General features: G+C 59.8%; 11 protein-coding genes. 4 read left to right on the top strand and 7 right to left on the bottom strand.

All coding sequences use genetic code 11. The annotated features are described in order from the left end of the window. Window positions 1–193 precede the first annotated feature (193 nt). From aroQ to NW858_RS12210, 4 genes are all read right to left on the bottom strand, one after another. On the bottom strand, window positions 194–691 hold the full coding sequence (gene aroQ / locus NW858_RS12225) for a type II 3-dehydroquinate dehydratase (RefSeq protein WP_414335700.1): 498 nt from the start codon (window positions 689–691) through the stop codon (window positions 194–196). Next, window positions 669–800, bottom strand: coding sequence for a hypothetical protein (locus tag NW858_RS12220; protein WP_414335702.1), 132 nt, complete (start codon window positions 798–800; stop codon window positions 669–671). Before NW858_RS12220 ends, aroQ begins: the two co-directional genes overlap by 23 nt. 112 nt (window positions 801–912) lie before the next feature. Further along, window positions 913–2,874 (bottom strand): acetate--CoA ligase family protein, encoded by a 1,962-nt coding sequence (locus NW858_RS12215; RefSeq protein ID WP_414520602.1) that lies wholly within the window; start codon window positions 2,872–2,874, stop codon window positions 913–915. 708 nt (window positions 2,875–3,582) lie between these two features. Then, a complete protein-coding gene (locus tag NW858_RS12210; protein ID WP_414335704.1) occupies window positions 3,583–3,732 on the bottom strand; it encodes a hypothetical protein in 150 nt (49 codons plus the stop codon). A gap of 135 nt (window positions 3,733–3,867) precedes the next feature. Here NW858_RS12210 and NW858_RS12205 point away from each other — a divergent pair, with 135 nt between their 5' ends. Continuing rightward, window positions 3,868–5,112, top strand: a complete 1,245-nt coding sequence (locus NW858_RS12205; RefSeq protein ID WP_414520601.1) for an Era-like GTP-binding protein — start codon at window positions 3,868–3,870, stop codon at window positions 5,110–5,112. On the opposite strand, the gene lipA is transcribed toward NW858_RS12205, so the two are convergent. The 3 genes from lipA to NW858_RS12190 form a co-directional block, all read right to left on the bottom strand. Next, entirely contained in the window at window positions 5,109–5,963 is an 855-nt protein-coding gene (gene lipA, locus NW858_RS12200; RefSeq protein WP_414335707.1) for a lipoyl synthase, read from the bottom strand. The two genes, NW858_RS12205 and lipA, sit on opposite strands and share 4 nt — an antisense overlap. A 123-nt stretch (window positions 5,964–6,086) precedes the next feature. Further along, a complete protein-coding gene (locus tag NW858_RS12195; RefSeq protein ID WP_414335709.1) occupies window positions 6,087–6,584 on the bottom strand; it encodes a DUF4079 domain-containing protein in 498 nt (165 codons plus the stop codon). A 51-nt stretch (window positions 6,585–6,635) separates the two neighbouring features. Beyond that, window positions 6,636–7,652 carry a phosphotransferase enzyme family protein gene (locus tag NW858_RS12190; RefSeq protein ID WP_414520600.1) on the bottom strand — a complete coding sequence of 339 codons (1,017 nt, stop codon included), beginning with the start codon at window positions 7,650–7,652 and terminating at the stop codon, window positions 6,636–6,638. 260 nt (window positions 7,653–7,912) lie between these two features. On the opposite strand from NW858_RS12190, the gene remA reads away from it, so the two are divergent. The 3 genes from remA (at window position 7,913) to speD (ending at window position 9,565) form a co-directional block, all read left to right on the top strand. Beyond that, window positions 7,913–8,182: an extracellular matrix/biofilm regulator RemA gene (remA, locus tag NW858_RS12185; RefSeq protein ID WP_414335047.1), complete on the top strand. Its 270-nt coding sequence runs from the start codon at window positions 7,913–7,915 to the stop codon at window positions 8,180–8,182. Window positions 8,183–8,265: 83 nt separating this feature from the next. Then, the gene (gene gmk, locus NW858_RS12180) at window positions 8,266–8,913 is read left to right on the top strand and encodes a guanylate kinase (RefSeq protein WP_414335046.1); all 648 of its coding nucleotides are present in this window, start codon (window positions 8,266–8,268) and stop codon (window positions 8,911–8,913) included. A 193-nt stretch (window positions 8,914–9,106) separates the two neighbouring features. Further along, window positions 9,107–9,565: an adenosylmethionine decarboxylase gene (gene speD, locus NW858_RS12175; protein WP_414335045.1), complete on the top strand. Its 459-nt coding sequence runs from the start codon at window positions 9,107–9,109 to the stop codon at window positions 9,563–9,565. Window positions 9,566–9,618: the final 53 nt, after the last annotated feature.

Raw genomic sequence — 9,618 nt, 5'->3', positions numbered from 1 at the left:
CTAACTCCCCTCTCCCTGAGGGAGAGGGGCTGGGGGTGAGGGTGACCTCAGGGAGAGGGGCTGGGGGTGAGGGCAGCGGCGCGGAGCGCTTGGGCTGGCGGCAAAGTGTCTTCATCCGTATTTGGCCGAGCTGAGCAGTGTGACCTGCTGGATCGGCACAGCCGTGCAAGCATTCCTGGACAGTTGCGGGCACCTACGCCGATTGCAGGCGCAGGTGCTGCACCAGAGCTTGTAATCCCAACAGATAGCTTTGCGCCCCAAAACCGCTGATTTGCCCAACCGCTACGGCGGCAATGTAGGAGTGCTGCCGGAAGGACTCGCGGCGGTGGATGTTGCTCAGGTGAACTTCCACGGTGGGCAGTCCCACGGCGGCAATGGCATCTCGGAGGGCAATGCTGGTGTGGGTGTAGGCGCCGGGGTTGATCAAAATACCGGCATGGCGCTGGCGCGCGTGGTGAATGGCATCGATGAGCACCCCTTCATGGTTGGACTGCAGAATTTCCAATCTTGCCCCCAGCCTTTCTGCCTGCTGATGCAGAGCCTGATCGAGCTGCTCCAAGGATACCGAGCCGTAAATGCCCACCTCGCGCACTCCCAGCAGGTTGAGGTTGGGGCCGTGCAACACCAGCAGGCTCAGGGTCTCGCCGCCGGTGGCAATGGCAGTCGGATTAACGACGACGATGGGATCCATTTTCTACCGGAATGGGTGCCGGTTGGGGCTGAGGATGGCCTAGCAGGGTATCGATCACCCGTTCTACCCATTCGCGGAGCTTTTCCAGGACTTTTTCTACCCAATCCATCCGACCTGCCTCTTGCGGTTTTACCAAGGTAGCCTACTCATTGGACTTCTATGATAGCGTTTCTTGCCGAGGGGTGCAGGGTTAGCCTTTTTCCCAACAGGGATCCCTCGCCTCAGCCAGACCAGTTCTTCAGCATCTGGCTGAGGGTTCTGCAGATGATCCGCAGAGTCATGGATCGCAGCAGGATCCCCATCTGCAGGTCTGTTCCTGGCAGCTCAAACCGCTCCACCTGGCCGGCCACCGTCAACGTTAGGGTGGACTCCCGTTGCAAGAACAGGGCACCGTCGGGGTTGAGCTGCCGCTTCAGGGTTTGCAGCTCTTTATCGGAGGGATCCCGCAGCACCACCAAGTCGCTGCCTTCGTAGGCCAAGCCCTCCCGCTCCAGGGTCTCTTCGTCGGCTTCTGCCAACAGCAGATCCAGGTGGGGATGGCGCAGCAGGGTTTTCACCTGGCGAAAGAGGCTGCCGTTCAGGGGCCTAAAGCTGTGGTTCAGCAGCACGCCCTCCCGACAGACGCATCCTACCCATCTGCCGGGACGGTGGGACAGAATGTGCTCCACCAGGGTGTGCGCCTCGGCCAAGGTAAGGCGGTTGAAGGTCAAAATTGGGATGCGGGCCGTCTTGGGGAACAGGTGGTCGAGGATCGCCCCTGGCACATCCACGCCCGTGCCCATCGCCGGCTTTTGGTGCATGAGCACACCCGGTGCGGCATTGATCTCGATAATGCCCAGGGATCCCTCTTTCCAGGAGCGCTCTAGGCTGGTGGCGATGACATCGATGCCCAAGCACACCAGCGAGAACTGCTGGGCAATGGTTTGGGCCAAAACCACGTTGTCGGGATGGACGGTGGCCGTGACATCGCGGCTCACCCCCCCCGCCGAAAGATTGGACACCTTGCGCAGGTAGACCGTCCGCCCCGGTTCCAGCACGCTGTCCGCCGTCAGGCCCTGCTCCGCCAGAAAGCGCTCCATCGCCTCGTCCCACTGGATCGGCCCCAGCGGAGAAGTGGGGGTATCCCAGCGGGCGGGATCCCGGTTGGCCTGCTCGATCAGTTGCCCAATGCTGCTGTGGCCATCGCCGGTTACCGAGGCCGGGCGTCGTTCTGTGGCCGCCACAAAGCGCCCGCCCACACACAACAGGCGAAAATCGCTGCCCTGCAGATGCTTTTCCAGGATCAGCCGGATCGGCTGCTCAGGGGGAATGGCTGCCACCGCTGCCCTGTAGGCAAAGGCCAATTCTTCTGGGGTTTGAATGCCTGCTGTCACCCCGATCCCCTTGTGGCCGGCCACCGGCTTGAGCACCACCGGATAGCCGATTTCCTGCGCCAATGGCAAAGCCTCTGCCAAAGAAGTAACCACCTCCCCCTGGGGCACGGGGAACCCTTGCGCCGCCAGAAAGGCCTTGCAATCGTCTTTGCGGGTGGTGAAGTCAGAGTCGAGATGGCTGTCGCAGTGAAAGGTGGTGGCCACCCCTCGCACTTGGTTGCGCCCATAGCCATACTGCATGACCCCTTCATCCCACAGGTAGCAGGCAGGGATCCCGCGTTCGTGCGCAGCCCGCAAGAGGGCATAGACCGTCGGCCCGCCGTACACCGAGTCGCGAAACAGTTGCTGCAGGCGACGCATCTCCCCCTCAACGTCGAAGGGCTCCCCCTGGGCGATGGCCTCCAGCCAATCCCAGGCAAAATAGACCGCAGCACGAGTGGTACGCCCGTGCAAGGTCTGCACCGCAATGCGCACGTACTCTGGAAACGGGTGACAGCTCCACCGCTGCAAGTGCAGATCCATCTGCAGCCGGTTCACCTCCGCCACCAGCCGAGCAAACAAATGGGCATAGGAAGGATAGGATCCCTCCTGCAAGGAGGGAAAATAGGAGCAGACCTTGGACAGGTAGGCCTCAATAGGCAGCGGCTGGGGGCACTGGGTGAGGGCAAAGTCGAAGGTGAAAGCGGCTGTATCCAGGTAGGGGTTGGGGCCGAGATAATGCTTCAGGTTGAAAATGTCGAAAGCATCCGACTCGCGCGCGTTGATGCGGGGCACGCCCGCCGCCGCCTGCAAAACCATAGCCGGCCTCAAGGGAAAAAGAACACCAGCCTCAGCTCCGGGGAAACCTGACCCTCCCGGCTTAGGCCGCTTCCATTATTCCCGATCCAACCCCCCTCCCCGCAGCACAAGGGATCCCGTGCAGCCTTTCGTCATGCCGCTCCCCAACCCCCCTCTCCCAGAGGGAGAGGGGCTGGGAGTGAGGGAAGCGGCTTGGATTGACACTCCCTCCGACTGAAGTCGGGGGATTCTTACGCAGTCCACAAACGGACTCGCAAAGGCGTTGTCAAGACGCCCCTAGACAGTCACTTGAGGCAAAACCTCAAGATTCTGCTTACTTTTCGTTCCTTCTCGTTCCCCAATGCACGGATCGGGTTTTTCACCGTAGTAGGTGCTTGGGAACGATAAGTTGACGAGCATTATTAGTAGTAGAGCAACTAAACTTGCCTACGGGCTTCTCGTCCCCGCGCTAAAGTGCGGGGCTACCAAGCTGTCCTGATGTGTCTTCATTGGGTTTGAGATATAGCTTTTTCCGAACTTTATGGGAGCTCTGTAGCCAAGCGGGAGCCTTACCTACGCAAGAGATCGACCCACATGACTGCAGCAGATAACGCCGGAAAAAGCTGCAGGTAACCGCCCGCCAGCCCTTAAATCCCCTCCCCTTTGCTTGTGGCAGCGCAGAGGGGTAGGGAGGTGTCTCAGACTTATTCGGAATTAGCAACGACCAACCTGCCCATCCGACTAATGAAGGGCGCTCAGGAGCACAACATCCGCAACCAACAGCGCCCCGGCAAAGGCCAGCAGGCTGCGCACGATCTGGCGCTCTTGCTTAGAACGATGGGATCCACCGATGCGGAGCCATTTCAGAGAGGGGGAAAGGCGATACAGCATAGGAAAGCCAGCAGAAGCCTAAAGCCATCATGCCCTATTCTGTGAGCCAGGCGGTTCCCCACGCTGGGGGGGAGAAACGGCTGGCCCTGGGGTGCAATTCCCTCTAGAGTGAGGGTTAGTCCTTTGCCCCTGTCTATGACCCCTCCTCTCGCCCAAGCCGAAACGGTTTTGCACAGTTGCTGGGATCACTGGCAATCTCTGGCCAGGCGTCAGGATGTGCAGCCGGAGTTGAGAGCTTTATCAGCTTTGCGCAAGCGCCTCACCGCCCGCCTGTTTGCCATTGCGGTGTTCGGGCTGGTCAACCGCGGCAAGTCAGCCGTTCTGAATGCCCTGATCGGCGAGGCGCGGCTGGAGGTAGGGCCCCTGAATGGGGTCACCCAACGGCCCCAATCTCTGCTGTGGCAACCGGATCCGGAGATCCCTTGGCGGGTGAGGCTGGTGGATACTCCGGGTTTGAACGAAGTAGAAGGCGCAGCCCGCGAACAGTTGGCCTGGGACGTGGCCCGCTCGGCAGATTTGATCTTGTTTGTCATCGCCACCGACCTAACCCAGTTGGAATACCAAGCCCTGTTGGAGCTGCGCACCCTGCACAAGCCCATCCTGCTGGTGTTGAACAAGTGCGATCTCTATTCAGAAGCCGAATTGCAGGCGATTCGCGCCCAGATCAGCCGCCACCTGGGCTGGGTGTCGCCGCAGGAGATCCTGACCGTCGCCGCTTGCCCAAAACCTCTGAAAGTGCGCACCCACTGGCCGGATGGCCGCATCACCCTGGAGTGGGAACGGCCCGCACCCCAAATTGAGACTCTGCGGGGGCGCATTGTGGAGATTTTGCAAACGGAGGCGGGCTCCCTCCTGGCCTTGAACGTCTTGAGGCGGCTGGATTGGGTTCAGGCCCAGATTCTGGAAAAACAATGGCAGCATCACGCCCGCTTTGTAGAGCAATGGGGCAAGGTTGTTGCCCTCGGCAAGGGGATCGCGGTGGGCCTGGCGCCGCTGGGGTGGGATTTGCTGCTGGCCCCGCTGCTGGATGGCCTGTGGCTGTTGGGCTTGGGGGTACGCTTGCATCTGCCCTGGGAAGCCCTATGGAAGGCGCTGGTCTCTTTTCGCGAAGGGCTGGGGCGACCGCTGCTGCTCAATGGGGCGCTGCTGCTGTGCGCCGAAGGGATGAGCTCCTGGCTGTGGGGAGACTGGGGCAACGGCCTTTTGCCGGGTTTGGTGGCGGGGGCAAGTTTATACCGCCTGGGATCCCTGGCGCCGCAGGCGCTCAGCCGGTTTGCGGCCCAAGCCTTCGGCCTAGGGGCAAGTCTTCATGCCCTGCTCGGACGGGAAAAGCCGGCTACGAGAGACGGCGCACCGCCTTTGCCCAGTTCTCTCGCCTAGTTCTGCACCATTTCAGCAGCGTGGTAGGAGCTGCGCACCAATGGCCCGGAGCGCACCTGGCGAAACCCCATCTCACGGGCGATCTGGCCCAGCTCGGCAAACTCCTCCGGCGTCCAGTAGCGCTCCACAGGGCGGTGGGCCAAGGAAGGCTGCAAATATTGCCCCAGGGTGAGCCGGTCGCACCCCACCGCCAGCAGATCCCGGAAGGTTTCCAGCACTTCTGCGCGGGTTTCCCCATGCCCCAGCATCAGGCCGGACTTGGTGGGCAGGCCGGGATCCAGCTCCTTCACCGTTCGCAAAACCCGCAAGGATAGGTCGTAGCCGGAGCTGCGCCGCACCGCCTGCGACAGCCGCCGCACGGTTTCGATGTTGTGGTTGTAGCAGACGGGCTGAGCGGCCACCACACGGGCAATGCAGTCGCGATCGCCGCGAAAGTCGGGGGTGAGCACCTCGATCTGGATCCCAGGGCAGCGCCGCCGGATCGCCTGCATCACCTCCACGAAGCGACCGGATCCCTGGTCGGGCAGGTCGTCGCGGGCTACCGAGGTGAGCACCACATAGCGGAGACCCAGCAGCTCAACCGCCTCGGCCACCTTTTCCGGCTCTGCGGGATCCAACGGTGCAGGCCGCCCACCGGCCACCTGACAAAACGAACAGGCGCGGGTGCAGATCCCGCCCATGAGCAGAAAGGTGGCGGTCTTTTGGCTGTAGCACTCCGCCCGATTGGGACAGCGCCCCTCTTCGCAGATGGTGTGCAGGCCCCGCTGCTTGACCACCTGCTGCACCGCCGAGATATCGCTGGCCTTGCCGATGGAACGCTTGACCCAACTGGGAAGAGGGCTGACAGACATGAGAAAACCGTTGACTGGGGCTAAGTACCTGGAGAAAGCGTCCCTCTCCAACCCAAGGAGAGGGAGACAGCGTCTATTTTGACATGGACGCCTTCTCTGGCAACTGCCTCTGCCCAAAGCGGGTCAGGCTACCTGAGGGGCGGTCAGCATCTGGTTGACGATGCGCTGCACAATCTGAAAGCCGGTCACCGCCTGCCAACCCAAGATCGCCAAAATCACCGCGTTAAGCATCAGGTGAACATTGCGGGCCCAAACCTTCTGGCCATCCTTCATCAGCGGCGCCAAAGCCGCCGAGCTGGCCACCAAGGCGACAATGCCCAAGCCGGCCAGCAGGTGAGGCCCGACAAACAGCTTGCCGTTGTTGAGGTAGGTGACCCCCATGCCGCCCAGGGCTCCGAACACCATGAACACCAGAAACAGGGATCCGGCCAGGAAGTGCCGCTGAGCAAACTTCCCTTTGATCAGCTCCTTGCGTTCTTCTGCCGAGGCGGTGCGCACCCGCCGCGCCTGTAGCCCCAGGTAGAGGGCATACAGAGCCAGGGCAAAGGCCAAAATCATCAGCACAGGGTGAAAAAAAGGCAGTGCCAATTCCAACCAGCGGGGAAGTTGAAGGCTGCTCATAGGGATCGCGCAACGAAGAGGAAGCCGCTTCTAAATTAACATAAATTTAAATTAACCGAAAGCCAATTCCCTTGCTGCTGCAACGAGGGCGCGCATGGGCTCCAGCAGTTGGGGCGCCATCTGGGTGAGGTCTTGATACAGGCAAATTTGCTGTTGGCAGCGGGCTAGGTTATGGGCTTTGCGACTTGGGTACCGCTGCGGATCCCAATTCCAGTAGCAGTCCTCGAACCAATCCTGCAGAAAGCGGATCCCCAATTCCAGGGTAATCAGTTGGATCCCTTGGATGATGAGTTCTGGTTGTAGGGTGTGCAGGTTGCCGGTTTGGGCATAGCCCCGCAACCCCGCCAGGATTGCCTTGGGCTGAAAGGTATTGCCTCGTTTACCCCAGGAGCGCAAAGCATCTCCCAGTTCAACGTAGAGGTTGTGATACATAAAGGTGTCCAGATCCACCAGACCCACAAATTGCCCCTGCTCGTCGAACAAAAAGTTGTTGAACTTGAGATCGCCATGGATGATCTGCGTTGGGATCCCTGAGGGCAGCAAAAGGTGCGGCACAGTTTCGATTAAAAATTGCCATTCTGCTCGCACTTCTGGCGCCGGGTCGCGCTGGCGGAGCTGTTGCCAAAGGTGGGCCGTGTCGTGAAAATGCGGGATCTGGAAGCGAAAGCGATATTGCCACTGGGCCAAGAGCCGGTGCAAGCGTCCAACGGCTGCCCCTGCCTCTTCCAGGTAACTCCCATCGGGCGGGGTTGAATGCGAGGATCCCGGCAGACACTCCATAACCCGCCACAGCCCTTCTGCCCAGCTCAAATGCAGGGATCCATCCCGAGCGCGGCGAAATTGGGGCACGGGGAAGCCTTGTTGCCTTAGCCATTGGCCGACGGCTTGACCGTCTTCGGTGACAGCAGGATCCAAGCGGGGATGAAGACGCTGGGCAATGAAGGATCCCTCAGAGGTATTGAGTTTCCAGGTCTGGTGAATGAGGCCCACTCGGATGGCTTCGGGTGGATCCGGATCCCCCAGTTGAAAGTGCTGGACAAGGGGATCCAGCCAAGTCAAGTCAAGCATAGGCCAGGAAAAATTAAAGTTCTATGGAAGTTGGTCGGCGTTGGGGCATTTGCCCTCCTCAATAAGTAGGGTAAGCCGTTCGGGTTGTGCAGCTTTTTTTCGACTAAACCTGCTACAGTCGCAGCCTTTTTGCCGGTCAGAACCCTCTGCCCAATTGACCGCGAACTCAGGTGTCGTTCTAGCAAACCTGTGAAAGAGACCTATTTGCTACCTTAATGAAGGTTGCTGGCCGGACAATCGTCAGGTTTGCTAATCACCCTATGGATACCCGCCTAATCAACATTGGCTTTGGCAACATCGTCGCCGCCGGACGTGTGATCGCCATTGTGAGTCCCGAGTCAGCGCCCATCAAACGCATCATCAGTGATGCCCGCGAGCGGGGCCAGTTGGTGGATGCTACCTACGGTCGCCGCACCCGCGCTGTCATCATCACCGATTCCGGGCACGTGATTCTCTCTGCTATCCAGCCCGAAACCGTTGCCAACCGCTTCCTAACGGCCAAGCCCGGTTTGTCAGAGGAAACCGAGTGAAAGCCCATCGCCGCAAGCCATCTGCAAGAACCAAGAGTGAGATATTCTAAAACAAACCCAAACCAGCTCGTCGCTCTCTGCCTATGCCAGCCTCTCCTGCCCCAGTTTCCTCTGAGTGTACGCAGCCGCAGGGATCCCTTCCACCTCCTGCCACTTGCGGTCGCCTGCTGGTGTTGACAGGGCCCAGCGGGGTAGGCAAAGGTACGCTGGTCAGCCAATTGCGCCAGCGCCACCCCGAACTGTATTTTTCGGTCTCGGTCACCACCCGCCCGCCCCGCCCCGGCGAACAGGAAGGCGTCAACTACTACTTTCGCAGTCGCGAGGAATTTCTCAGTTTGATCGAAGCCAATGAGCTGTTGGAATGGGCACAGTATGCCGGCAACTTTTACGGCACTCCCCGCGAGATCGTCTGCCAAAAACTCAGACAGGGTCAGGATGTGCTGCTGGAAATTGAGCTGGCCGGGGCCCGCCAGGTGAGGCAGCAGTATCCAGACGCCATTCGCATCTTTCTCTGTCCCCCTTCTCTGGAAGAGCTAGAACGTCGCATTCGTGAGCGCGGACAAGACTCAGAGGCAAGCATCGAGCGGCGCCTAGAACAGGCCCGCAAGGAATTGGATGCCCAAGACGAATTTGACTACGTGATTGTCAACGACAACCTGGAGCGAGCTCTGCAAGAGCTGGAAGCCCTGCTCTATCCTCCCGCCCCCCCTTCGAGAGAGCAGCAGTCTTAGCTTCTCCAACCCTTCCCTCAAAAGCCGGTGTCTGGGTTGCAGCGCCTCGAAACCGCCTCTAGAGTTAACTGGCGGTTAAGAAAAAAGCCGCTGGGGGGTGTGATTTGGCTTTGCTTGTGAGATGATAGTAAAGCTGTGCTTTTTGCGCAGCCTCTGGTTCTAATCAGTTCTATCTGGCCAATTAGGGGATAGTATGCTGCACACACTATCTGGCCAATTAGGGGATAGGTCTCCAGCTCTGATCGGGATCCACTGTATCCTGGAGCTTTACGACTGCCCGGCCAATCTTCTGGATGATGCCTCTCTCGTGCAACAGGCTTTGCGGGAGGCAGCCAGACGTTCCAACTCCACCTTTTTGGGACAACTGTGCCATCCATTTGAGCCGCAGGGGATTACGGCTCTGGCCCTTTTGGGAGAATCCCATATCTCCATCCACACCTGGCCTGAGACGGGCTATGCGGCGGTGGATGTCTTTACCTGTGGTCGCCACACCCGACCGGAAGCGGCCTGCGAATATTTGATCGACGTGTTTCAAGCGCGGCGATATTCCCTGCGCAAGGTGCCCCGCCGCACCACGCAACCGACACTCCTGGAAGAAGACCCCGACTCGGCTGAGGTGCTTACCTGCGAAGCGACCGGACGAAGGCGCTGAGATGGCCGGTGGCAGCTTTTTCCGACTTCACGGGATCTCGAGATTCAACCACT

It is taken from the genome of Synechococcus sp. H55.10 (assembly GCF_047502715.1).
Classification (GTDB): Bacteria; Cyanobacteriota; Cyanobacteriia; order Thermostichales; family Thermostichaceae; genus Thermostichus.
The sequence above is the reverse complement of the archived record's forward strand: the minus strand, read 5'-3'. Positions and strand labels throughout refer to the sequence as shown.

Excerpts from the sequence above, each read along its gene's own strand:
- aroQ (WP_414335700.1), bottom strand. The coding sequence starts at position 691 with ATGGATCCCATCGTCGTCGTTAATCCGACTGCCATTGCCACCGGCGGC.
- NW858_RS12220 (WP_414335702.1), bottom strand. The coding sequence starts at position 800 with ATGGATTGGGTAGAAAAAGTCCTGGAAAAGCTCCGCGAATGGGTAGAA.
- NW858_RS12210 (WP_414335704.1), bottom strand. The coding sequence starts at position 3,732 with ATGCTGTATCGCCTTTCCCCCTCTCTGAAATGGCTCCGCATCGGTGGA.
- NW858_RS12205 (WP_414520601.1), top strand. The coding sequence starts at position 3,868 with ATGACCCCTCCTCTCGCCCAAGCCGAAACGGTTTTGCACAGTTGCTGG.
- lipA (WP_414335707.1), bottom strand. The coding sequence starts at position 5,963 with ATGTCTGTCAGCCCTCTTCCCAGTTGGGTCAAGCGTTCCATCGGCAAG.
- NW858_RS12195 (WP_414335709.1), bottom strand. The coding sequence starts at position 6,584 with ATGAGCAGCCTTCAACTTCCCCGCTGGTTGGAATTGGCACTGCCTTTT.
- NW858_RS12190 (WP_414520600.1), bottom strand. The coding sequence starts at position 7,652 with ATGCTTGACTTGACTTGGCTGGATCCCCTTGTCCAGCACTTTCAACTG.
- remA (WP_414335047.1), top strand. The coding sequence starts at position 7,913 with ATGGATACCCGCCTAATCAACATTGGCTTTGGCAACATCGTCGCCGCC.
- gmk (WP_414335046.1), top strand. The coding sequence starts at position 8,266 with ATGCCAGCCTCTCCTGCCCCAGTTTCCTCTGAGTGTACGCAGCCGCAG.
- speD (WP_414335045.1), top strand. The coding sequence starts at position 9,107 with ATGCTGCACACACTATCTGGCCAATTAGGGGATAGGTCTCCAGCTCTG.